Consider the following 23,024-nt stretch of genomic DNA (forward strand, 5'->3'; position numbering starts at 1 on the left):
CCCGCTTTGGAGAGCGCGAGCCCCGCCCACCACTTGGCGAATCTCGTCTACCGGCCCGCCAGTCCGGCTCTGGCGTGCCCGAGTCCCGCCCTCTGGCCCCTGATTCCCGTTCTAGGGAGCGTGAGTCCCGCCTACCGGTCCGTGAGTCCCGTTCTGGCGTGTCCGAGTCCCGCTGCCTCAGCGGGCACATCCCGCTGGGGCAGCGCGTGCGCTGCCGTCGAGCACGCCGCAGGGCGGGACTCGGCTGCGGGAGAGCGGGACTCGCGGGGAGGAGGGGTTAGATCTGGACGACTCGGACGATCGACTCCAGGCCGAGGAAGTCCTTGGGGTTGCGGGTCAGCAGCGGCAGGTCGTTGGCGATCGCGGTGGCGGCGATCAGCAGGTCGGCCATGCGCCCACGGGGCTTGCGGCCCGCGGCGCGCACGAAGGTGTCGACGTGGGCGTAGGTGCGTGCGGCCTGGGCGTCGAAGGGCAGCACGTCGAAGGACGCCTCGGTGGCCTGCAAGAGGTGCTGCCGCACGGTCCGTTGCAGCACGTTCTTGGCGGTGTGCACGCCGACGGCCAGTTCGGCCAGGGTGACCGCGCTGATCGCGCACTCCAGCGGCAGGTCCTGCTCGGGGATCGTGGACAGGTCGATCACAACGGAGGTGTCGAGCAGCCCCAGGTCGTAGTCACTGCCCTCGGTCTTCGAAGGGGTCGCGGACAGTCGGATCCACCCCCTCGTCCAGGTCGGCGCGGAACTGGGCGAAGTCGATCCTCGGCACGGTGGAGAACACCCGCTTGAGCTCGGCCCTGGGCACGAACGAGCGTCGCCGGATGGGGCGGACCTCGGCGATGGGCGTGCCGTTGCGGGTGAGCACGAAGCTCTCGCCACCCTCCACGGCGCGCAGGATCGCCGCGCTGTCGTTGCGCAGTTCGCGCTGTGTAATCGCCCGAGCCACGAGGTCAGTCTACCCCGAGGTGCTACGAAGTGCTACCTGGACGGCGGGGTCGCTCGGGGTCGTTACGCTGTCCGCGTGAGCGTTGAGTCCGTCTTCCCCGCACTGGAGCCCCTGCTGCCCCGGGTGTCCAAGCCCGTGCAGTACGTCGGGGGCGAGCTGAACGCCACCCTCAAGGACTGGGACTCCGCCGCGGTCCGCTGGTGCCTGATGTACCCCGACGCCTACGAGGTGGGGCTGCCCAACCAGGGCGTCATGATCCTGTACGAGGTGCTCAACGAGCTGCCGGACGTGCTGGCCGAGCGCACCTACTCGGTGTGGCCGGACCTCGAGGCGCTCATGCGCGAGCACGACGTGCCGCAGTTCACCGTGGACGGCCACCGCCCGGTCGGCGCCTTCGACCTGCTCGGGGTCAGCTTCGCCACCGAACTGGGCTACACGAACCTGCTCACGGCGCTGGACCTGGCGGGCATCCCGCTGCACGCGGCCGACCGCACCGAGGAGCACCCGATCGTCCTGGCGGGCGGGCACGCGGCGTTCAACCCGGAGCCGATCGCCGACTTCCTGGACGCCGCGGTCCTCGGTGACGGCGAGGAAGCGGTGCTGGAGATCACCGACATCGTGCGGGAGTGGAAGGCGCAGGGCTGCCCGGGCGGGCGCGAGGAGGTGCTGACCCGGCTGGCCGAGACCGGCGGGGTCTACGTGCCGCGCTTCTACGACGTGGAGTACCTGCCCGACGGCCGCATCCAGCGCGTGGTGCCCAATCGCGACCGGGTGCCGTACCGGGTCTTCAAGCGGACCACGATGGACCTGGACGCCTGGCCCTACCCGAAGCAGCCGCTGGTGCCGCTCGCGGAGAGCGTGCACGAGCGGATGAGCGTGGAGATCTTCCGCGGCTGCACGCGGGGTTGCCGGTTCTGCCAGGCGGGGATGATCACCCGCCCGGTGCGCGAGCGCTCCATCGAGGGCATCGGCGCGATGGTGCAGAACGGCTTGGCGGCCACCGGTTTCGAGGAGGTCGGCCTGCTGTCGCTGTCCAGTGCGGACCACTCGGAGATCGCCGAGGTGACCAAGGGGCTGGCCGACCGGTACCAGGGCACCAACACCGGGCTTTCCTTGCCCAGCACCAGGGTTGACGCGTTCAATGTGGACCTGGCCAACGAGCTGGCGCGCAACGGCCGCCGCTCCGGGCTGACCTTCGCCCCGGAGGGCGGCAGCGAGCGGATCCGCCGCGTCATCAACAAGATGGTGTCGGAGGAGGACCTGATCCGCACCGTCACCACGGCCTACGCCAACGGCTGGCGGCAGGTGAAGCTGTACTTCATGTGCGGGCTGCCCACGGAGACCGACGAGGACGTGCTGCAGATCGCCAGGATGGCCAAGGAGGTCATCCGCGCGGGCCGGGAAGCCAGTGGCCGCAAGGACATTCGCTGCACGATCTCCATCGGCGGCTTCGTGCCCAAGCCGCACACCCCGTTCCAGTGGGCGGCCCAGTGCCATCCGGACACAGTGGACGACCGGCTGCGCAAGCTGCGCGCGGAGGTCAACACCGATCGTTCGCTGGGCCGCAACATCGGCATGCGCTACCACGACGGCCAGCCCTCGCTGATCGAGGGACTGCTCTCCCGCGGCGACCGCAGGGTCGGCCGGGTCATCGAGCGGGTGTGGCGCGAGGGCGGCCGGCTGGACGGCTGGAGCGAGCACTTCTCCTACCAGCGCTGGGTGGACGCCTGCGCGAGCGAGCTGCCCGAGTTCGGTGTGGACCTGGACTGGTTCACCACGCGGGAGCGCGAGGAGACCGAGGTCCTGCCCTGGGACCACCTGGATTCGGGGCTGGACAAGGAATGGCTCTGGGCGGACTGGCAGGACGCGCTGGACGAGCAGGAGCAGGACGACTGCCGGTGGACCCCGTGCTTCGACTGCGGGGTGTGCCCGGCCATGGGCACCGACATCCAGGTCGGCCCGACCGGTCGCACGCTGTTGCCGATCACCCCGGTGGGCAACCGGTCCCCGGTGAGCAACCCGGCGCTGGCGCCGACCAGCTGACACGCCACCGGGGCGGCCCACACCGCCGTGAAGGTGGCTTTCACTGCGTTGGGCGCAGTGAAAGCCACCTTCACGGCATGGCATGTGCTCCTGGCGCCGACCAGTTGAGGCTCAGGGGTTGGACGGCGCCTGCGCCGCATCGCTGACCGCGGCCAGGGCGTTGACCAGCCCGTGCCCGTAGAACCCGTTGTACGAGCCATATCCGGAGCAGTAGGCGTCCTGCACCCCGGTGTCGTTGAGGTCGTAGTCGTTGGGGCACTGCACCGGGGTGGCCTGCTCGCCGAGCAGCGCGGTCAGCGTGGCGGGCGAGGCGCCGGGGTGCGTGGAGGCGAGTAACGCCGCGACACCGGACACGTGCGGCGCGGCCATCGAGGTGCCGCAGTAGTAGCCGTAGCCGCCGGGCACGGTGGACAGCACGCAGGGCTGGGTCTCGCCGGAGCCACGCTGCCTGCCGTCCCCGCCGGGGGCGGTGAGGTCGATCGCGCCGAGCCCGTACGAGCTGTAGCTGGCCTTGACCTTGTTGGCGCCCACCGAGGACACGGCGATCACCCCGCGCAGCTGCGCCGGCAGCACGGCGCAGTCCTCACCGAGGCGCCGGCTGCGCGCCGCGCCGTTGTCGGGGCTGCGCGAGTCGGTGCCCGGCCGGGTCAGGTCGGTGCCCTGGTTGGTCGCGGCGGCCACGGTGAGCACGCCCTTGGCGGTGGCGAACCCGACCGCCCTGCGCAGGGCCTCGGTCACCACGTGCTGGCCGCGCTGGCCCGCGCAGTTGAACTCCCAGGGGTCCACGAAGTAGCTGTTGTTGGTCACGGTCATGCCGTGCGTCGCGGCCCACATGAACCCGCACACCGCGTACTCGGGGTAGATGAACCCGTCGTCGTCGACCACCTTCACCGAGGCCAGCCGCACGCCCGGTGCGACCCCGGTGATGCCGTGCCCGTCCTCGGCGGCGGCGATGATGCCCGCGACGTGCGTGCCGTGTGCGGAGGTGGTCGGCGCCCACGCCGCCTGGCCGGGGTCGGCCTTGCCGGTGGTGCAGCCCGCGGACAGCCCCGGGTCCAGCGCCTTGACCAGGTCGGGGTGGCTCGGGTCGATGCCGGAGTCCAGCACGCCGACCACCACGCGCCGGTCCCCGCCGGTCACGGCGTGCGCCTGGGGGGCCTTGATCTGGTCCATGTCCCACTGCTCGTGGCCGCGGTCCACGCTGTCCACCGGCTCGGTCCGCGGTGAGCGGCTCGTGGCCAGCGTCTCGTCCACCTTCTTGCGCGCGGCGGGGGCGCCGTTGAGCGCCTCGGCCTGCGCGCTGTAGGCCCGGTCGGTGCCGAACCGCTCGGCGAAGCCCGGGTCGGGGGAGGTGGCCACGGCCACGGCGATCTCGGGGTAGTAGACGGCGGCCGTGCCGCAGGCCGCGGTGATCTGCGCCCCGGCGTCGGACTCGGCGGTGCCCCGGTCGAACAGCACCAGGTAGCGCAGGGTGGGGCCGGGCTGGACGCAGCCGGGTGGGGCCTGCTCTTCGGCCGCACCGGCTGTCGCCGGGCCCGCCAGGCCAGCGGCGGCCAGCAGCGCGGCACCCAGCGCCGCCACAGTGACACGGCGGAGCAGAGGCACGGGGCGACCTCCATCATCCCTGTGGTGGGTGTTTCGGGGGACACCCACATCACCGATCAGGCGGACCGTAGCCACGCCACGCGCCGGAGACAAGCTCACGGCCGCGCCGTCCCGCCCGGTACCGTCCTACCGGACCTGTCCGACCATCCGAGGGGAGTAACGCTGAGCAGGCAAGACCCGATGGCGCCGAATCCGTCCAGCGGCGCCGTGCAGAAGCTCAGGCTGCGCTACACCAAGCGCGGCAGGCTGCGCTTCACCTCGCACCGGGACGTGGCGCGGGCATTCGAACGGGCGCTGCGCAGGGCGGGCGTGCCCATGGCCTACTCGCAGGGCTTCAGCCCGCACCCGAAGATCTCCTGGGTGGGCGCGGCGCCGACCGGGGTGGCCAGTGAGGCCGAGTACGTCGAGGTGCAGGTCGTCAGCAGGGTGGACCCACAGGCACTGCGCGTGGCGCTGGACCAGGCGCTGCCGCCGGGCCTGGACGTGGTGGAGGCGGTGCAGGCCGAGTCGGGGTCGCTGTCCGAGCGCATCGACGCGAGCCGCTGGCTGGTGGAGCTGCCCGGCGTGTCCGCGCAGACCCTGCGACCGGCCGTCGCGGCCCTGCTGGCCGCTGAGTCGGTCGAGGTGGAGCGGCTGACCAAGGACGGCAAGCGGATCATGGACGTGCGTCCGGGCGTGGTGACCGCGGAGGTGCTCGACGCACCACCGGGTGTGACGTCACTCACTGGTGGGACTCTGTCAACGCAGGTGGGCACATCGGGTGATTCAACCGGCCCGTCTGAACACCGTAAGGACGAATCCGCAGCGGCGTCAGGTCAGTGTGGGATACTCATGATGGTCGTGCGGCAGCTGACCCCTGCTGTCCGACCCGACGACGTGTTGAGCGCGCTTCGCGTGGTCGCCGCTCTGGACCCGCCGGTACCCGCGAAGGCGACCCGGATGGAGCAGGGGCGGCTCGACGACGAGGGCCGGCTCATCGACCCGTTCACGCTGGACCGCGAGGCGCGGAGCAGCGGGGCACGGGAGGGTGGCCTGGCCGGGGAGCCGGGCTAGCGCGCAGTCGACCGACCTGTTCCTCAGCCGCTCCGGCTACCCCCCGGAGGACGCCGAGGGCACCTGGCAAGGATTCCCGTCGCCACCGGCGGCGGAGACAGAACGAAAGGCCCCTGCGCGGCCGCGTCCGATCACCGGACGCGCCCGGGGGCGGAGGAGCTACATGCCGAACAAGCGACGCCCCGCCGGTACGACCGGCGGGGTGAAGACCACAGCCATCCCCAGTGTCGACACCACCGCACAGGACCACCACCCCCTGCTCGGTGCCGAGCTCCCGGAGAAGCTCCGGGTGCACGCACTGGCCAAGCTGCTCGGTGCGGCCAGCAAGGACGTGCTCGCGGTGCTCACCGACCTCGGTGAGGCCGTGCGCAGCCCGCAGTCCAGCGTGGCCAGGGACATCGCCGTGCGCGTCGCGTACACGCTGAGCCCGGTCGAGCAGGAGGCGCCCGCCGCCGAGGAGGCGGTCGAGGAGGAGCCCGAGGCCCCCGAGGACACCCCGGTGGACGCCGAGGACGAGACCGCCGTGGCGCTGGCCCCGGTGTTCGCGCCGCCCTCGGTGGTCTTCCTGCCGCCCGCCGAGGCCGCGCCCGCCAAGAGCAGGCGCAAGCCGGAGCCGGTCGTCGTGGCCGAGCAGCCCGCCGAGCCGGAGCAGGCCGAGCAGGAGGAGGACCACGAGGACCTGGACGGCGAGGACGAGAACGGCACCCGCCGTCGTCGTCGCCGGGGTCGCCGTGGCCGTGGCCGGGGCAAGGGCGGCGCCGAGAGCGACTCGGACCACGACGAGGAGCAGGGCGAGCCGGAGGCCCCCGCCGAGCAGGCCGAGGCGCCCGAGCAGGACGCGTCCGCCGAGGAGGAGGCCGAGGCGGACGGGGGCAGCCGTCGCCGTCGTCGCCGTCGCCGCCGCAAGGGCGGGGAGGACAGCGAGGCCGCGAGCACCTCGGACGACCCGCCGAACACCGTCGTGCACGTGCGCAACTCGCCCGCCCGCGAGGAGCAGGACAAGGACCGGGCCGACTCGGCCGCCGCGCAGAGCGAGGTGCGCAGCGTCCGCGGCTCCACCCGGCTGGAGGCCAAGCGCCAGCGCCGCAGGGACGGCCGCGAGGCGGGCCGCCGCCGCGTGCCGATCCTGTCCGAGGCCGAGTTCCTGGCCCGCCGCGAGGCCGTCGAGCGCAAGATGGTCGTGCGCGAGCGCGGGGACCGCACGCAGATCGCCGTGCTGGAGGACGGGGTGCTCGTGGAGCACTTCGTGACCTCCGCGGGCACCGGCTCGCTGGTGGGAAACGTCTACCTGGGCCGCGTGCAGAACGTGCTGCCCAGCATGGAGGCCGCCTTCGTCGACATCGGGCGCGGCCGCAACGCCGTGCTCTACGCCGGTGAGGTGGACTGGGATGCCGCCGGTCTGGAGGGCAAGGCCCGCAAGATCGAGCAGGCGCTGTCCACCGGGGACAGTGTGCTGGTGCAGGTCACCAAGGACCCGGTCGGGCACAAGGGCGCCCGGCTGACCACCCAGATCAGCCTGCCCGGCCGCTTCCTGGTCTACGTGCCCGGTGGCGGGGCCACCGGCATCAGCCGCAAGCTGCCGGACAACGAGCGCAAGCGCCTCAAGGACATCCTCAAGCGGGTCGTGCCCGAGGACGCCGGTGTGATCATCCGCACCGCCTCGGAGGGCATCGCCGAGGAGGAGCTGGGCCGGGACGTGCAGCGCCTGCAGGCCCAGTGGGAGGTCATCAAGCAGAAGGCCGACACGCCCAAGGCCCAGGCGCCCCAGCTGCTCTACGAGGAGCCGGACCTGCTGGTCAAGGTCGTGCGGGACCTGTTCACCGAGGACTTCTCCGCGCTGATCGTGCAGGGCGAGGACGCCTGGGACACCATCGACGCCTACGTCCGGCACGTGGCGCCCGACCTGGCCGAGCGGCTGCGCAAGCACGTGGGCACCAACGACGTGTTCACCGAGCAGCGCATCGACGAGCAGATCACCAAGGCGCTGGACCGCAAGGTGTGGCTGCCCTCGGGCGGTTACCTGGTGATCGACCGCACCGAGGCGATGACCGTCATCGACGTCAACACCGGCAAGTTCACCGGGTCGGGTGGCAACCTCGAGGAGACGGTCACCCGCAACAACCTGGAGTCGGCCGAGGAGATCGTGCGCCAGCTCCGGCTGCGCGACATCGGCGGCATCATCGTGATCGACTTCATCGACATGGTGCTGGAGTCCAACCGGGACCTGGTGCTGCGCAGGCTCACCGAGTGCCTTGGCAGGGACCGGACCCGTCACCAGGTGGCCGAGGTGACCTCGCTGGGCCTGGTGCAGATGACCCGCAAGCGGGTCGGCACCGGCCTGCTGGAGGCGTTCAGCAGCACCTGTGAGCACTGCCGGGGCCGGGGCGTCGTGGTGACCGCCGAGCCGGTGCACTCGCACGGCGGTGGCGGCAACAACGGCAACGGCAACAACAACGGCAACGGGCACGCCAACGGCGGTGGCCAGTCCGGCGGCGGGCGCAAGCGCAACCGCAACCGGCACGCCGACAAGCACGAGGACGCCAAGCACCACGAGGACGTCAAGCACGAGGACGCCAAGCCGGAGCAGGCCCAGCCGGAACAGGCTCAGCAGGAGCAGGCCCCGGCCGAGCAGCCCGCCGTGCGGCCGGAGCCGGTGACCAGCCCGGAGCCGGTGACCAGCACGCCGGTGGCGGCGCTGGAGGTCGGCAAGGCCGAGGTGTCGGTGCCCTACGAGGTGCCCGAGCAGCCCACCCTGGAGCAGGCCAACGGGCACCACGTGGCCGTGGCCGAGCCCGAGCGGGCCCCGGAGGCCGCGGCCAAGCCCGCGACCGCCCGTCGCCGCTCGCGGCGCGCTGCCTCGCGGCCCGCGGGCCCGCCGGTCAGCGCGGCCAGCCAGGACTGAGCAGTCCGCCCAGGTCCAGCCCACCGGTTCGCCGGTGGGCTGGACGTGCGAGCCGGTGACGGTGCTCACCGCGGGGGCCTTGTGGACACCCCGGTTTGACCTCCCGTCCACCCGGCCCGTAATCTCTTGAGTGGCCCCCATCCGGTGGGTCCCGTTGTGCGCCAGCCCGGCCGGTGACACCTCCCGCGGGGAATTTTGCTCAGGCAGCGAATTCCTGTGCGGACTGTCCATGTCCAGAGCGGCGCACCCCGTCAACGTCGAGTAGCAGGAGACTTCCGCCCCGATGTACGCGATCGTCAAGACCGGCGGCAAGCAGTACAAGGTGGCCGTCGGCGACGTCGTCCAGGTCGAGAAGCTCGATGGCGAGCCGGGCGCCGAGGTCAGCTTCGCTGCGCTGCTCGTCGTCGACGGCGGCGATGTGATCGCCGACGCTGAGACCCTGGGCAAGGTCTCGGTGACCGCCAAGGTCGTCGAGCACACCAAGGGCCCCAAGATCCGCATCCACAAGTTCAAGAACAAGACCGGCTACCACAAGCGCCAGGGTCACCGCCAGAAGCTGACCCGCGTTGAGGTCACCGGCATCAACAAGTGAGGACCTGACCAGCCATGGCACACAAAAAGGGTGCATCCAGCTCCCGCAACGGCCGTGACTCCAACCCGCAGTACCTCGGGGTCAAGCGCTTCGGTGGTCAGGTCGTCAAGGCCGGCGAGATCCTGATCCGCCAGCGCGGCACCAAGTTCCACCCGGGCGTGAACGTCGGCCGCGGCAAGGACGACACGCTGTTCGCTCTGCAGCCGGGTGCCGTCCAGTTCGGCATCAAGCGCGGCCGCAAGACCGTCAACATCGTCCCGGTCGAGGCTCTCGCAGCCTCCGCCTGAGAAACGAGCGACCGAGCGACGTGTGTCCGCGGAATGTGCGGACCACGTCGCTCGTTTGTGTCTTGTGGGGGCCGCGCCCCCACGCCCCACGCCGGAGGGCAAGCCCCCGGACCCCCGCATGCGAATGAAGGACCAACCCCGTGTCTCGCTTCGTCGATCGCGTGACCATCAACGTTGCCGCTGGCGGCGGCGGCAACGGCTGCGCCTCGGTGCACCGCGAGAAGTTCAAGCCCCTTGGCGGGCCGGACGGCGGCAACGGTGGTCGCGGCGGTGACGTGGTGCTGGTGGTCGACCCCAGCGTGCACACCCTGCTGGACTTCCACTTCCGCCCCAACGCCCGCGCCACCAACGGCCGCCAGGGCCAGGGCGCCAACCGGGACGGGGCCCAGGGCGAGGACCTGGAGCTGCGCGTGCCGGACGGCACCGTGGTGCTCAACACCGAGGGCGAGGTGCTGGCCGACCTGGTCGGTCCCGGCACGCGCCTGGTCGCGGCCCGGGGCGGGCACGGCGGCCTGGGCAACGCGGCGCTGGCCTCCAAGGCCCGCAAGGCGCCCGGCTTCGCCCTGCTCGGCGAGGAGGGCGAGACCAGGGAACTGGTGCTGGAGCTGAAGTCGGTGGCCGACGTCGGCCTGGTCGGCTTCCCCTCGGCGGGCAAGTCCTCGCTGATCGCGGTGCTGTCCGCGGCCCGGCCCAAGATCGCCGACTACCCCTTCACCACCCTGGTGCCCAACCTGGGTGTGGTCACCGCGGGCGAGAACGTGTTCACCGTGGCCGACGTGCCCGGGCTGATCCCCGGGGCCAGCGACGGCAAGGGCCTTGGCCTGGACTTCCTGCGCCACATCGAGCGCTGCGCCGTGCTGGTCCACGTGATCGACTGCGCCACCTACGAGACCGACCGGGACCCGGTGTCGGACTACGACGCTCTGGAGGCCGAGCTCGCCAAGTACACGCCCTCGCTGGGCGGGGAGCTGGCCGACCGGCCGCGCCTGGTGGTGCTGAACAAGGTGGACGTGCCCGAGGCCAAGGAACTGGCCGAGATGGTGCGCGCGGAGTTCACCGAGCGCGGGCTGCCCGTGTTCGAGGTGTCCACGGCCAGCCGGGAGGGGCTGCGTGAGCTGACCTTCGCGCTGGGCGCCGCGGTGGCCGAGCACCGGGCCGCCCAGCCGATCCTGGAGCCGACCCGGATCGTGCTGCGGCCCACCGCCGTGGACGACAGCGGCTTCACCGTGATCGCCGACCCGGAGCAGCCGGGCGGGTTCATCGTGCGCGGCGAGCGGCCCGAGCGCTGGGTGCGGCAGACCCAGTTCTCCAACGACGAGGCCGTGGGCTACCTGGCCGACCGCCTCGCCCGGTTGGGGGTGGAGGAGGCGCTGGCCAAGGCCGGTGCCGTGCCGGGGTGCCCGGTGACCATCGGGGACGTGTCCTTCGACTGGGAGCCGTCCACGCCCGCGGGCATCGCCGTGCTGATGACCGGGCGCGGCTCGGACGTGCGGCTGGAGCAGAACAACCGGATCGGCGCTGCCGAGCGCAAGGCGGCGAAGAAGGCCCGTCGGGCACCCGGTGCGGGCGACCCGTTCGAGGACGAGGACTTCGAGGAGTAGCCCGTGTCTCAGGCTCGGCGCGAGGTCGCGGGCGCCCGCCGGATCGTGGTCAAGGTCGGCTCCTCCTCGCTGACCACCGCCCAGGGCGGGCTGGACCAGGCGCGGTTGTCCGCGCTGGTGGACGCCCTGGCCGCGCGGGCGGGGAACAGTCAGGTGGTGCTGGTGTCCTCCGGGGCGATCGCCGCCGGTCTCGCCCCGCTGGGGCTGCCCCGGCGTCCCCGCGACCTGGCCACCCAGCAGGCCGCGGCCAGCGTCGGACAGCTGACGCTGATCCACGCCTACGCGGCGTCCTTCGCCCAGCATCGGCTCACGGTCGGCCAGGTGCTGCTGACCGCCGACGACGTCGTGCGGCGCTCGCACTACCGCAACGCGCAGCGGACCTTCTCCCGCCTGCTCGCGCTGGGCGTGGTGCCGGTGGTCAACGAGAACGACACCGTGGCCACCGACGAGATCCGCTTCGGCGACAACGACCGGCTCGCCGCGCTGGTGGCGCACCTGGTCGCCGCCGACGCGCTGGTGCTGCTGTCCGATGTGGACTCGCTCTACGACGGGGATCCGCGCAAGGGCGGGGCGCGGCGCATCGCCGAGGTGCTCAGTGAGTCCGATGTGGACGGTGTGAGTGCCGGTACGACCGGGGCTTCCGGGCTGGGCACCGGCGGCATGGCCTCCAAGCTGGCGGCTGCCCGGCTCGCGGCCTCCGCGGGCATCCCGGTGCTGCTGGCCTCGGCCGAGCACGCGGGTTCGGCCCTGGGCTCCGCCGAGGTCGGCACGGCCTTCGCGGCGACCGGGGCGCGGCTGTCGGCCCGCCGGTTCTGGCTGGCGCACGCCGCCGACGCCGCGGGCAGGCTGAGCCTGGACGACGGGGCGGTGGCCGCCGTGGTGGACCGCCGCCGGTCCCTGCTGGCCGCGGGCATCACCGGGGTGGACGGGAACTTCGACGCGGGCGACGTGGTCGACCTGACCGACCTGGCCGGTCGGGTGGTGGCCCGCGGGGTGGTGGCCTTCGACGCGGCCGAACTGCCCGGCATGATCGGCCGGTCCAGCAAGCACCTCGCGCCCGAGCAGCGGCGCGAGGTGGTGCATGCGGACGACCTGGTGCCGCTGCCGCACCGGCGCTGAACCCGTTGCGGCAGCGGCGAACCGGTCAGTGCCGGGTCAGGCTGAAGCTCTGCCCGTCGGAGCCGATCGAGCCGGGGCTCCAGGTGTAGCTGCCGCGGTCGTCGGCGTCCAGGCCCTGCGGGCTGGTGCTGGCCAGGCTCTTGCCGTCGAACTTGACCCCGGTGAAGGAGACCTTGCCCCCGCTGATGGTCGGGTAGGAGTCGGTGGGCGACTCGATGATCGCCTCGGCCGAGGAGTGCTTGGCGTTCGCGGACTTGGTGATCGTCTTGGTCCAGCCCTTGGTGGTGTCGGTCAGGTCCAGCTTGTAGCTGGTGCCCGAGCGGGTCACCGTGGCGGTGAAGTGGTCGCCCGCGCTGACCGGGTTGCTGTAGTACACCGGGGCGGCCGGGTACATCTCGTACCAGCCCTGGTAGACCGCGTGCCCGCTGGAGCAGTCGGTGGCCACGCCGGTCTGCTCCACGCTGGAGGAGCCGTCCCCGTCGATGCCCACCCAGGGCGCGAACAGGTCGTTGGAGGAGTTGCAGGTCACGGCCGGCTCGGTCCAGCTTGCGGTGGCCGTGGTGAAGCTGCCGAAGCTGACGTAGCCGCCCCAGTTGCCGCCGGAGAAGCTGGTGCCGCTGCCGTGGCCGAAGCGCATCTGCGGGCCGAACCCGACCGGGGTCGCGGCCGCCGCGGTGCCCGCGACCAGGCTGGCCGCGGCGAGGGTGGCCGCGGCGAGCACTCGGGTCACACTGGTGCTGGACATGTGATTTCCGATCCTTTCACCGGCGCGCGCCATCGCTGATCGGCTCGGCGCCACACCTGCAGGGGTGGTGGAGGGACGGGCAGGGAAAAATCGTGTCCGGAGAACTGATCAGGTCCTCCGGACACGATCCTGATCTCAACAAACGGGTGTCCGGTAGCTACTTTCGACGGGTGTTCCTGTCGATTTCCTATTCGCCCTCACCCAGGTAGAGCACGGCGTAGGCGGCCAGCCAGTGCTCGACCATGTAGTCGCTGCCGGTGCTGTTGGACAGCTCCGGTTCGGCGTGCGCAACCGCGCTGGCCAGCAGGGATTCCACTCGGTGGTCCCCGTCGGGCAGGGCGGTGGCGATGCGCAGCATGGCCCAGGCCCTGCTCAGGTTCAGCCCGTGCAGATGGGCGATTTGCCCGTCGGTGTCGTCGGAGACCACTGCGGGCGTGAATTCCGTTTTCGGCAGGAATGCGTCGAACCAGTGCGGGAATTGATCCGGTGGCAACAACTCCGTCATCAGTTCGGCCTCACACAGCGCGGGGGACAGGAAGTCCGCTCCGTCCGGTTCCCACCTGGCCGGGTAATCGGTGTCGGCGGCGAACCAGCGCATGGCCGTCGAGGTGACGGCCTCGAGCAGTTCCGGGCTGGCCAGCCGCGCCCAGCCCAGCGCCCGGGACAGGCCGAACGCGCTGTTGGCGTGCGCGCCCTGCCGGATCGGATAGGTCGACTTGGGCAGTCGGCGCAGGGTGGACTCCACGCAGACCTCCGCGAGCGGGCGCACTGCCTCGGCCCAGCGCCTGCTGTCCGGGTCGTCCCAGGTGGCCAACTCGGCGGCCAGGGTCAGTGCCCAGCCGCTGCCGTAGGAACGCGTGGGCACGCCACGCTCGCGGCAGCGCGCTGTCTCGGCGGCCAGGTTCTCCGGTGTCAGGTGCGCGTCGAGCACCGCGCGGACGCGGTCGACGGGCACCTGCTCGGGGACCAGTCGCAGCAGGCGCACCAGCATCCAGTGCATCTCCACGCAGGAGTGCCAGTCGAAGCAGCCGTAGAAGGCCGGGTGCACATCGCGTGGGCGCTGCGGGTAGTCGCCGACATGGTTCACCACGTTGCGCATGTCGTAGGGGAACTCGCGCACCACGTTGGCCAAGCCCGCCTCGGCGAACTCGGCTGCGTGTGCGGTCAACAGGTCCAGTCGGCGTGCTCGCCCCAGGTGTTCCATGCCTCGATCGTGTCATGTGCGTAACGCCACACCGGGCCGCTCGTTGGGCAGTGTGGTCAGAACTCTTTTCACATTGGAGCGTCGATGAGCGAGCTTGCGAGCGAGTCATTCAGCGCGGTGCCTGTGCGAACGCACGCGACGAGCGTCAGCGAGGTGCGGCGATGAGCACACCGAGGTGGACCGGGCGGGTGGCCCTGGCGGCTGCGACGCTGGTCCTCGCCGGCGCCACCGCCGCCGTCGGCACGCCTGCGGCGGCTGCCACCGCACCGCCCCCGCCGCAGAGCGATCCGTTCTACCAGCCGCCCAGTGGTTACGAGGCGACCGCGCCGGGCACCGTGCTGCGTTCCCGGCAGGTCGAGGCCACCGCCTTCGGGCTGCTGCCGCAGAAGGTCCAGTCCTGGCAGGTGCTCTACCGCACCACCGACACCAAGGGCGCGCCGCAGGCCACCGTGACCACCGTGCTGCTGCCCTATGGCGCGCAGCCCTCGGCCACCCGGCCGCTGGTGTCGTACCAGGTCGCCGAGGACAGCGCGGCCCCGCAGTGCGCCATGTCCTACCAGTTGCGCCGGGGTGCCGGTAACGAGAACATCGTTGCGCAGGCGGAGATCCTGCTCATCGACGCCGCCCTGCAACAGGGCTGGGCGGTCACCGTGCCCGACTACGAGGGCCCCAGGAGCGCCTACGTCGCGGGCAGGCAGGCCGGGCAGGCGGTGCTGGACGGCATCCGCGCCACGGAGAACTTCGGCCCCGCCGGGCTGAACGGGGTCAACACCAAGGTCGGCGCCTGGGGCTACTCCGGCGGCGCGCTGGCCAGCGGCTGGGCCTCGGAGTTGCAGGCGAGCTACGCGCCCGAGCTGAACGTGGTCGGCGTGGCCGAAGGCGGCCTGCCGGTGGACCCACGCAGCGTGCTCGACGCCGCCAACGGCTCGTTCTTCGCCGGGATCGCGATGAGCGGCATCGCCGGGCTGCGCCAGGCGTACCCGGAACTCGACGACTTCCTGAACACCTACCTGACCCCGGAGGGCAGGACCGCCTTCGCCAAGGCGGCCTCGCAGTGCAACTCCGCCAACGCCCAGGGTTTCGCCTTCACCGACCTGTTCAAGTACTTCACCATCAAAGACCCGCTCAGCCAGCCGGTGCCCAAGCAGGTGCTCAGCGATGTGCTGATGGGCAAGCAGACGCCCAAGGCCCCGCTGTTCGTCTACCACTCGGTCAACGACGAGCTGGTGCCGATCAAGGCCAACTCCGACACCGTGGTGCCGAGGTACTGCGCTGACGGTGCCCGGGTCACCTACCAGCGCGACATCCTCAGCGAACACGTCGCCCTGGTCGCCACCGGTGCGCCCGACGCGCTGATCTGGCTCAAGGACCGGTTCGCGGACAAGCCCGTCGCTGCCGGGTGCACGACCTCGACCGTGGTGTCCTCGCTGCTCTCGCCGGAGGCCTTGCGGGTGCTGGGCACCGTGCTGGCCAAGGACTTGCTCGCCCTCGCGGGCCGTCCGGTCGGTCCCGCCGACATGGTGTGAGCCCCCCAGGTGGGGAGTGGACCCGTGCCACTCCCCACCTCCGCCACCGCGCTTCGCTGAGCAGGGGCGGCGGTCGAGGTGTTCGGACTGCTCGGCTCACCGGGCTGAAGCGGTGCGCAACCCTCATGAGGGGGTGGGCGTCTCCCGGGGTGCAAGCAGAACATCGGCCAGGGGGCCGATACCATCGCTAGGGGGAAAGTCAGTGAACGCACTGTCCAGGGGGACCCGCACGCTTCTCGTTGGTGGCCTGCTCGCCACCTCGATGGTCTGCGCGGTCCAGGGCACGGCGACGGCCGCGACCGACTCGCTGTTCAGGTCGGACGGCTACGGCCCGATCTACGTGGGCATGAGCCAGGAGAGCGCGCTGGCCACGGGGAAGCTCACCAACGGGGTCAACACCGAGGACTGTGGCTCCTACCGCTGGGTCTACGGGGCCGCGGACTGGGTCACCATCTCCAAGACCTATGGCGTGTACCAGGTTCCGGCGCCAAAGGGCACGCACACCAAGGAAGGGGTGCGGGTCGGCACCTCGGCGGCGGACCTCCAGGGCCTCTACCCGGCCGGGAGCTTCGGCACCCGCAACAACCACGCCTTCTTCAGCACGGTCACCCCGCAGAACGCCCGCAACCGGTTCGACTTCGGCATCGCTGACGGCAAGGTCACCAGCCTCAGCGTGCGGTCGGTGGAGGCGTACGACTGCGCGGCGGGCTGAGCGAACCTCAGTTGGTCGCCGCCAGGGCGAAGGGCAGGACGGCGGGGGCTCCTGCCTCACGCACCAGCTTCGTGGCCAGGGTCATGGTCCACCCGCTGTCCACCAGGTCGTCGACGAGCAGCACGGGCCCGTCGGGCGTCAGCCCGGCGGGCAGGCTCAGCCCCTGCCAGAGCCCGGCGAGCCGCTGGGCGCTGTTGGAGCGCAGACTGCCCTCGCCGCCGGAGACCACGGCACCGAGGTAGGTCAGCCGACCGATCTCGGCGAGCCGCCGGGCCAGGCTGGACACCAGTTGCGGGCGGCGCCGTGAGCCGATGGCGACCACCCCGGTCGGCCGCTCCGCCCAGCGCCAGGCGGCCAGCACCTGCACGCAGGCGGCGAACACCTCGTCCGGCACCGGCTGGTCGGGCGCGGAGTCGGCGAGCAGTTCACGCAGCCGGGTGCCCCAGCCGATGTCGGTGAGCCGACCCAGCACGCGGCCCTCGGCGGCGACCTGGGCGGGGCCGATCTTGCCGCTGAGCGGTACGCCCAGCGCGGACATGCCGCTGGGCCACTGCCGCCGGGCGGGCAGCTCCACCCCGGGCCGCCGCAGCCGGTCGCGGGCCGAGGAGGCGGCCGACTCGGACACCTCGGTGGACCAACCGCGGCCGGTGCAGTTGTCGCAGCGCCCACAGGGGGCCGCGGCGGGATCGTCCAACTGCCGCAACAGGAACTCCATGCGACAGCCCGTCGTGTCCAGGTAGTCGAGCATCGCCTGCTGCTCGGCGGACCGCGCCTGCGCGATGCGCCCGTAGCGCTGCGCGTCGTACTGCCACGGCTGCCCGGTGGACTCCCAGCCCCCGCGCACGCGACGCACCGCCCCGTCCACGTCGAGCACCTTGAGCACCACCTCGAGGCGGCTCCTGGACAGCTCCACCATCGGCTCCAGCGCCGCGGTGGACAGCGTGCGGCCCGCGTTGGCCAGCGCGTCGAGCACTTGGCGCACAACGGGTTCCGGGGGGAACGCCAGTGAGGCGAAGTAGTTCCAGATCTCGCGGTCCTCGCGGCCGGGCAGCAGTACCACCTCGGCCCGGCGCACCCCGCGACCGGCGCGGCCGATCTGCTGGTAGTAGGCGATCGGCGACTGCGGGGCGCCCAGGTGCACGACAAAACCCAGGTCCGGCTTGTCGAAACCCATGCCCAGCGCCGAGGTGGCCACCAGCGCCTTGACCCGGTTGGCCAGCAGGTCCGACTCGGCCTGCTCGCGCTCGGCCGGATCGGTCTTGCCCGAGTAGGAGGCCACGGCGAACCCGCGCTCGCGCAGGAACGCGGCCACGTCCTCGGCGGAGGACACGGTCAGCGTGTAGATGATCCCGGAACCGGGCAGCTCCGGCAGCCGCTCGGCGAGCCAGCCCAGCCGTGCCTCGGTGCTGGGCAGCCGGGCCACGGCCAGGTGCAGGCTCTCCCGGTCCAGTGGCCCGCGCAGCACCAGGGTGGACTCGTTGCCCGCGCCGATGCCCAACTGGTCGGTGACGTCGTGCACCACCCGGTCGTTGGCGGTGGCCGTGGTGGCCAGCACCGGCACCCCGTCCGGCAGCCCGGCCAGCAGGGTGCGCAGCCGCCGGTAGTCGGGGCGGAAGTCGTGGCCCCAGTCGGAGATGCAGTGCGCCTCGTCCACCACGAGCAGGCCCGCGCTCGCCGTCAGCGAGGGCAGCACCGCGTCCCGGAAGTCCGGGTTGTTCAACCGTTCCGGGCTCACCAGCAGCACGTCCACCTCGCCATCGGCGACCGACTGCTGGACCTGGTCCCACTCGGTGGTGTTGGCGGAGTTGATGGTCGCCGCGTGCACCCCGGCCCGCGCCGCGGCCGCGACCTGGTTGCGCATCAGCGCCAGCAACGGGGAGACGATCACCGTGGGCCCCTCGCCCAGCGCGCGCAGCAGCGCGGTGGCCACGAAGTAGACCGCGGACTTGCCCCACCCGGTGCGCTGCACCACCAGCGCGCGGCGGCGCTGCGAGACCAGCGCGCTGATGGCGGTCCACTGGTCCTCGCGCAGTCTCGCCTCCGGACCGGCCAGTGCCCGGAGCCGTTCCTCGGCGAGGTCGCGCAGTGCGAGTTCGTCCACACCCCATGCATACCCCACGGGTCTGACAGTGCTTTTTCCGGCGCGTTCCGCGCCGGGGCTCGGGCGCTCGTAACCGGTGCCTTCGGCCGGGCAGGATGCCGTCCCACGCGCGACATGTGCTGGTGACCGGCCGATGGGCTGGGTCCTGCCCGGCCTCCAGGCACCGGCGCGCCCACGCGGCCACTGTCGCCCGACTCACAGATTGTTCTACAATCCAACAGGTGAGCGACTCACTGCGCGACGAGGTCCACCAGGCGGCTCGACGGGCGAAGGTGGCGGCGACCGCGCTGGCGACGGAGAACCGCCAGCGCAAGGACGCCGTGCTGCGCGCCATGGCCGACGCACTGCTGGACCGTGCGCCGGAGGTGCTGGCGGCCAACGAGCGGGACCTGGCCGCGGGCAGGGCCGCTGGCCTCACGGACGCGCTGCTGGACCGCCTGGCGCTCACCGGGTCCCGGCTCGACGGCATCGCCGAGGGCCTGCGCACCGTGGCGGGTCTGCCGGACCCGGTCGGTGAGGTCCAGCGGGGTTCCGTGCTGCCCAACGGGTTGGAACTGCGCCAGGTGCGCGTGCCCATGGGCGTGGTCGGCATCGTGTACGAGGCGCGGCCCAACGTCACCGTGGACGCCGCGGGGCTCACGCTCAAAGCGGGCAACGCGGTGCTGCTGCGCGGCTCCTCCTCCGCGGAGCAGTCCAACTCCGCCTTGGTCACCGTGCTGCGGGATGCCTTGGTGGCCAACGACTTCCCGGCTGACGCAGTGCAGCTGCTGCCCTGCGCGGACCGTGCCTCGGTGCAGCACCTGATCACCGCGCGCGGGCTGGTGGACCTGGTGATCCCGCGCGGTGGTGCGGGGCTGATCGACGCCGTGGTGCGCAACGCCACCGTGCCGACGATCGAGACCGGGGTCGGCAACTGCCACGTGTACGTGGACCGGGCCGCGGAGTTCGACGTGGCGCGCGAGATCGTGCTGAACTCCAAGACCCGCAGGCCCAGCGTGTGCAACGCGGCGGAGACCCTGCTCGTGCACGCCGAGGTGGCCGACAAGTTCGTGCCGGAGGTCGTGGCGGCCCTGCGCGAGCGGGGCGTCACCGTGCACGGCGACGAGCGGGCCGTGCGCCTGGCCGAGGGCGTGGTGCCCGCCGTGGCCGAGGACTGGGACACCGAGTACCTGTCGCTGGACATCGCCCTGCGCGTGGTCGACTCGCTGGACGAGGCGGTGGCGCACATCGCCGAGCACGGCAGCGGGCACACCGAGGCCGTGGTCAGCACGGATGTGCGGGCCACGCGCCAGTTCGTGGCCAGGGTGGACGCCGCGGTGGTGGCGGTCAACGCCTCGACCGCGTTCACCGACGGCGCGGAGTTCGGCATGGGCGCGGAGATCGGCATCTCCACGCAGAAGCTGCACGCCAGGGGACCGATGGGCCTGCCCGAGCTGACATCATCCAAATGGGTGGTCTGGGGCGAAGGGCACATTCGCCCCGCGTCCTAGTCCTGCCGGGTAGGTTGCCACGGTGACCGAAGCGCGGCGGCGTGACGCGAACGCGACCAAGGCCGCGCTGCTGCGCGCCGCCGGTGAACTGTTCACCGAGCGGGGTTTCGACCGCGCCACCGTGCGCGACATCGCCGACCTCGCCGGGGTCAACCAGTCGCTGCTGTTCCGCTACTTCGGCTCCAAGGAAGAACTGTTCCACGCCGTGTTGGCGATCCAGACCCGGGAGCTGGTCGCCGAGTCGCCGGCGGAGAAGGTGCTGGCCAGAACCCTGGCCAGGATGCTGGACGAGAAGCGCGACCCGAGCAGCCAGAGTTCCTGGTACGCCGCGCTGCGCTCCAGCGGGCACGACAGCGCCGCCGACGCGATCCGCAAGCAGCTGGGCGAGGACTACATCCGCGCGCTGATCTCGCTGACCGACGCCGAGGACGCCGACCTGCGTGCCGACCTCGTGCTGGCCTGGGTGCTCGGGCTGGGCATGCTGCGCTCGGTGGTGGGCAAGAAGCCGCTGGTGGACGCCGATCCGCAGCGGGTGGCCAAGCACGTGCTCAGCGCGGCGGCCACGCTGCTGGAACGCCTGGACACCGACCCCGCTTCCTGAACGATCCCGAAATCCGCGTTGACCGTCCGTGGTGGGCTGCCTACGATCGTTATGTAAGCGCGTGCTTACATCGTCGAGGCCATGGGGAGCCGTCATGACCGCAGTGGACCGTCCCGCCGCCTGTCCCTATCCCTTCAGTGAGGCCGAGAAGCTGGCCCTGGACCCCGAGTACGGGCGGCTGCGCGACAACGGCGAGCTGGCCAGGGTGTCCATGCCCTACGGCGGGGACGCGTGGCTGGCCACCAGCTACGAGGACGTCAAGACGGTGCTGGCCGACCCGCGCTTCAGCCGGGCGGCCACCTTCAACCGGGACGTGCCGCGCACCGCCCCGCTGATCCAGAGCGACCCGAACCTGCTGTCCATGGACCCGCCCGACCACACCCGGCTGCGCAAGCTGGTGGCCAAGGCCTTCACCGCCCGCCGCATGGAGGGCCTGCGCCCGCGTGCCCAGGAGGTGGTGGACGAACTGCTGGACCGCATGATCGAGCAGGGGCCGCCCGCCGACCTGGTGGAGGGCCTCGCCCTGCCGCTGCCGATCACCATGATCTGCGAGCTGCTCGGCGTGCCCTACGAGGACCGGGACCGCTTCCGCGCCTGGTCGGACGCGGTGCTCTCGCTGACCGCGCACACCGTGGACCAGATCGCCGAGGCCCGTGACGAGCTCAAGGCGTACCTGGCCGGTCTGGTCGAGCAGCGCCGCGAGAAGCCCACCGACGACCTGCTCGGCGTGCTCGTGCTGGCCCGCGACGAGGAGGAGCGGCTCAGCGAGGCCGAACTCGTGCAGTTCGGGGTGACTCTGCTGGTGGCCGGGCACGAGACGACCGCCAACCAGATCGGCAACTTCGTCTACACCCTGCTGAGCGACCGGGAGCGCTGGGCGGAGCTGCGTGCCGACCCGGAGCTGCTCAACCCGGCGATCGAGGAGCTGATGCGCTTCACCCCGCTGGGCAGCAACGCCGGGTTCCCGCGCATCGCCCTGGAGGACGTGGAGCTCAGCGGCACGCTGGTGCGCGCGGGCGAGGCCGTGCTGACCCAGAACGCCGCCGCCAACCGGGACAAGTCGGTCTGGGACAAGCCCGAGGAGCTGGACTTCCACCGGGAGCACAACCCGCACATCGCCTTCGGGCACGGGGCGCACCACTGCCTCGGCGCGCAGCTGGCCAGGGTCGAGCTCCAGGTGGCCGTGGGCTCGCTGCTCAAGCGCATGCCCGACCTGCGCTTCGCGGTACCGGCCGAGCAGGTCCCGTTCAAGCACGGCAGGCTCGTCCGCGGCCTGCGGTCCATGCCCGTGGCCTGGTGACGCCGGTGACCACCACGGAGTACCCGTTCGGCGCCCCGGACCGGCTGACCCTGCACGAGCGGTACGGCGAACTGCGCCGCGACGAGCCGATCGTGCGGGTGCGGATGCCCTTCGGGGAGCCGTGCTGGCTGGTGACCCGCTACGAGGACGCCAAGCTCGTGCTGGGTGATCCCCGGTTCAGCCGTGCCATGTCGCGGGAGCGCGACGAGCCGCGCACCCGGCTGGCGGAGGCCAGCGACGGCGGCATCCTGAGCATGGACCCGCCCGACCACAGCAGGTTGCGCAAGCTGGTGGCCAAGGCGTTCACGGTGCGCCGCGTGGAGCTGCTGCGCGAGCGGGCGCAGGAGATCGCCGACGGGCTCGTGGACGACATGCTCGCCAAGGGCGCGCCCGCCGACCTGGTGGAGGACTTCGCCCTGCCGCTGCCGATCACGGTGATCTGCGAACTGCTCGGCGTGCCCTACGAGGACCGCGAGGACTTCCGGATCTGGTCGGACGCCTTCCTGTCCAGCACACACCTCAGCGCCGAGCAGGTGCGGCAGTACGCGGACAACCTGTACGGCTACATGGCCGGGTTGGTGCAGCAGCGCCGTGTCACGCCCACCGACGACCTGATCGGCGCCATGGTGCTGGCCCGGGACGAGCAGGACCAGCTCACCGAGGCCGAGCTGGTGCAGCTGGCCGCCGGGGTGCTGGTCGCCGGGCACGAGACCACGGCCAGCCACATCCCGAACTTCGTCTACACCCTGCTGACCCACCCGCAGCGCTGGGCCGAGTTGCGCGCCGACCCCACGCTGGTGCCCAAGGCCGTCGAGGAGCTGATGCGGTTCATCCCGCTGGGTGCCGCGGCGCAGTTCGCCCGCTACGCCACCGAGGACGTGGAGATCGCGGGCGTGCTGGTCAGGGCGGGGGAGCCGGTGCTCGCCTCGATCGGCTCGGCCAACCTGGACGAGAGCGTGTTCGACCGTCCGGACGAGGTGGACTTCCACCGGACCGCCGGCTCGCACATCGGTTTCGGGCACGGGGTGCACCACTGCCTCGGCGCGCCGTTGGCGAGGATGGAGTTGCAGGTGGCGCTCGGTACCTTGGTGCGCCGCCTGCCGGGACTGGCGTTCGCCGTCCCGGAGGAGCGGTTGCCGTGGAAGTCCGGGATGCTGGTGCGGGGCTTGTCCCAGCTCCCGGTCCAGTGGTGAGGGAGGAAA

19 protein-coding genes are annotated in these 23,024 nt (G+C 71.7%); 13 read left to right on the top strand and 6 right to left on the bottom strand.

What is annotated here, in order from left to right:
• Positions 1-277: 277 nt before the first annotated feature.
• Positions 278-712: a type II toxin-antitoxin system VapC family toxin gene (locus KALB_RS07890; protein ID WP_338033867.1), complete on the bottom strand. Its 435-nt coding sequence runs from the start codon at positions 710-712 to the stop codon at positions 278-280.
• Entirely contained in the window at positions 672-941 is a 270-nt protein-coding gene (locus KALB_RS07895; RefSeq protein ID WP_025355183.1) for a type II toxin-antitoxin system Phd/YefM family antitoxin, read from the bottom strand. The genes KALB_RS07890 and KALB_RS07895 overlap by 41 nt, the downstream gene beginning before the upstream one ends.
• A 75-nt stretch (positions 942-1,016) precedes the next feature.
• Here KALB_RS07895 and KALB_RS07900 point away from each other — a divergent pair, with 75 nt between their 5' ends.
• Positions 1,017-2,984: a TIGR03960 family B12-binding radical SAM protein gene (locus KALB_RS07900; protein ID WP_025355184.1), complete on the top strand. Its 1,968-nt coding sequence runs from the start codon at positions 1,017-1,019 to the stop codon at positions 2,982-2,984.
• 111 nt (positions 2,985-3,095) lie between these two features.
• Here the strand turns inward: KALB_RS07900 and KALB_RS07905 are convergent, their stop codons facing one another.
• Entirely contained in the window at positions 3,096-4,589 is a 1,494-nt protein-coding gene (locus tag KALB_RS07905) for a S8 family peptidase (protein WP_025355185.1), read from the bottom strand.
• 180 nt (positions 4,590-4,769) lie between these two features.
• Between KALB_RS07905 and KALB_RS07910 the strand changes: the two genes are divergently transcribed.
• The 6 genes from KALB_RS07910 (at position 4,770) to proB (ending at position 12,143) form a co-directional block, all read left to right on the top strand.
• A complete protein-coding gene (locus tag KALB_RS07910) occupies positions 4,770-5,642 on the top strand; it encodes a TIGR03936 family radical SAM-associated protein (protein WP_030109883.1) in 873 nt (290 codons plus the stop codon).
• Between the two features lie 163 nt (positions 5,643-5,805).
• Positions 5,806-8,544, top strand: coding sequence for a translation initiation factor IF-2 N-terminal domain-containing protein (locus KALB_RS07915; RefSeq protein WP_025355187.1), 2,739 nt, complete (start codon positions 5,806-5,808; stop codon positions 8,542-8,544).
• Positions 8,545-8,827: 283 nt separating this feature from the next.
• A complete protein-coding gene (gene rplU, locus KALB_RS07920) occupies positions 8,828-9,136 on the top strand; it encodes a 50S ribosomal protein L21 (protein ID WP_025355188.1) in 309 nt (102 codons plus the stop codon).
• A gap of 14 nt (positions 9,137-9,150) precedes the next feature.
• Positions 9,151-9,423, top strand: coding sequence for a 50S ribosomal protein L27 (rpmA, locus tag KALB_RS07925; protein ID WP_025355189.1), 273 nt, complete (start codon positions 9,151-9,153; stop codon positions 9,421-9,423).
• A 140-nt stretch (positions 9,424-9,563) separates the two neighbouring features.
• The gene (gene obgE / locus KALB_RS07930) at positions 9,564-11,024 is read left to right on the top strand and encodes a GTPase ObgE (RefSeq protein ID WP_025355190.1); all 1,461 of its coding nucleotides are present in this window, start codon (positions 9,564-9,566) and stop codon (positions 11,022-11,024) included.
• 3 nt (positions 11,025-11,027) lie between these two features.
• Positions 11,028-12,143, top strand: coding sequence for a glutamate 5-kinase (gene proB, locus KALB_RS07935; RefSeq protein WP_025355191.1), 1,116 nt, complete (start codon positions 11,028-11,030; stop codon positions 12,141-12,143).
• A 25-nt stretch (positions 12,144-12,168) separates the two neighbouring features.
• Here the strand turns inward: proB and KALB_RS07940 are convergent, their stop codons facing one another.
• Both KALB_RS07940 and KALB_RS07945 read right to left on the bottom strand, forming a co-directional pair.
• Positions 12,169-12,888: a G1 family glutamic endopeptidase gene (locus KALB_RS07940; RefSeq protein WP_025355192.1), complete on the bottom strand. Its 720-nt coding sequence runs from the start codon at positions 12,886-12,888 to the stop codon at positions 12,169-12,171.
• 187 nt (positions 12,889-13,075) lie between these two features.
• Positions 13,076-14,092, bottom strand: a complete 1,017-nt coding sequence (locus KALB_RS07945; protein WP_042220287.1) for a DUF2891 domain-containing protein — start codon at positions 14,090-14,092, stop codon at positions 13,076-13,078.
• A gap of 161 nt (positions 14,093-14,253) precedes the next feature.
• Between KALB_RS07945 and KALB_RS07950 the strand changes: the two genes are divergently transcribed.
• Together KALB_RS07950 and KALB_RS07955 are read left to right on the top strand one after the other, a co-directional pair.
• Positions 14,254-15,618 carry a lipase family protein gene (locus KALB_RS07950; protein ID WP_025355194.1) on the top strand — a complete coding sequence of 455 codons (1,365 nt, stop codon included), beginning with the start codon at positions 14,254-14,256 and terminating at the stop codon, positions 15,616-15,618.
• A 202-nt stretch (positions 15,619-15,820) separates the two neighbouring features.
• Positions 15,821-16,330, top strand: coding sequence for a hypothetical protein (locus KALB_RS07955; RefSeq protein WP_025355195.1), 510 nt, complete (start codon positions 15,821-15,823; stop codon positions 16,328-16,330).
• 7 nt (positions 16,331-16,337) lie between these two features.
• On the opposite strand, the gene KALB_RS07960 is transcribed toward KALB_RS07955, so the two are convergent.
• Entirely contained in the window at positions 16,338-18,431 is a 2,094-nt protein-coding gene (locus tag KALB_RS07960; RefSeq protein ID WP_025355196.1) for a RecQ family ATP-dependent DNA helicase, read from the bottom strand.
• A gap of 221 nt (positions 18,432-18,652) precedes the next feature.
• Between KALB_RS07960 and KALB_RS07965 the strand changes: the two genes are divergently transcribed.
• The 4 genes from KALB_RS07965 (at position 18,653) to KALB_RS07980 (ending at position 23,015) form a co-directional block, all read left to right on the top strand.
• Positions 18,653-19,921: a glutamate-5-semialdehyde dehydrogenase gene (locus KALB_RS07965; protein WP_025355197.1), complete on the top strand. Its 1,269-nt coding sequence runs from the start codon at positions 18,653-18,655 to the stop codon at positions 19,919-19,921.
• Positions 19,922-19,943: 22 nt separating this feature from the next.
• On the top strand, positions 19,944-20,522 hold the full coding sequence (locus KALB_RS07970; RefSeq protein WP_025355198.1) for a TetR/AcrR family transcriptional regulator: 579 nt from the start codon (positions 19,944-19,946) through the stop codon (positions 20,520-20,522).
• 94 nt (positions 20,523-20,616) lie between these two features.
• Positions 20,617-21,822, top strand: a complete 1,206-nt coding sequence (locus KALB_RS07975) for a cytochrome P450 (RefSeq protein WP_025355199.1) — start codon at positions 20,617-20,619, stop codon at positions 21,820-21,822.
• 5 nt (positions 21,823-21,827) lie between these two features.
• Complete coding sequence (locus tag KALB_RS07980; RefSeq protein ID WP_030108669.1) at positions 21,828-23,015, top strand: cytochrome P450; 1,188 nt, start codon at positions 21,828-21,830, stop codon at positions 23,013-23,015.
• Positions 23,016-23,024: the final 9 nt, after the last annotated feature.

It is taken from the genome of Kutzneria viridogrisea DSM 43870, from assembly GCF_000525635.1.
GTDB lineage: Bacteria > Actinomycetota > Actinomycetes > Mycobacteriales > Pseudonocardiaceae > Kutzneria > Kutzneria viridogrisea.

Coding starts and splice junctions, on each gene's coding strand:
- KALB_RS07915 (WP_025355187.1), top strand. CDS start 5,806: ATGCCGAACAAGCGACGCCCCGCCGGTACGACCGGCGGGGTGAAGACC.
- rpmA (WP_025355189.1), top strand. CDS start 9,151: ATGGCACACAAAAAGGGTGCATCCAGCTCCCGCAACGGCCGTGACTCC.
- KALB_RS07950 (WP_025355194.1), top strand. CDS start 14,254: ATGAGCACACCGAGGTGGACCGGGCGGGTGGCCCTGGCGGCTGCGACG.
- KALB_RS07945 (WP_042220287.1), bottom strand. CDS start 14,092: ATGGAACACCTGGGGCGAGCACGCCGACTGGACCTGTTGACCGCACAC.
- KALB_RS07940 (WP_025355192.1), bottom strand. CDS start 12,888: ATGTCCAGCACCAGTGTGACCCGAGTGCTCGCCGCGGCCACCCTCGCC.
- KALB_RS07910 (WP_030109883.1), top strand. CDS start 4,770: ATGGCGCCGAATCCGTCCAGCGGCGCCGTGCAGAAGCTCAGGCTGCGC.
- KALB_RS07975 (WP_025355199.1), top strand. CDS start 20,617: ATGACCGCAGTGGACCGTCCCGCCGCCTGTCCCTATCCCTTCAGTGAG.
- rplU (WP_025355188.1), top strand. CDS start 8,828: ATGTACGCGATCGTCAAGACCGGCGGCAAGCAGTACAAGGTGGCCGTC.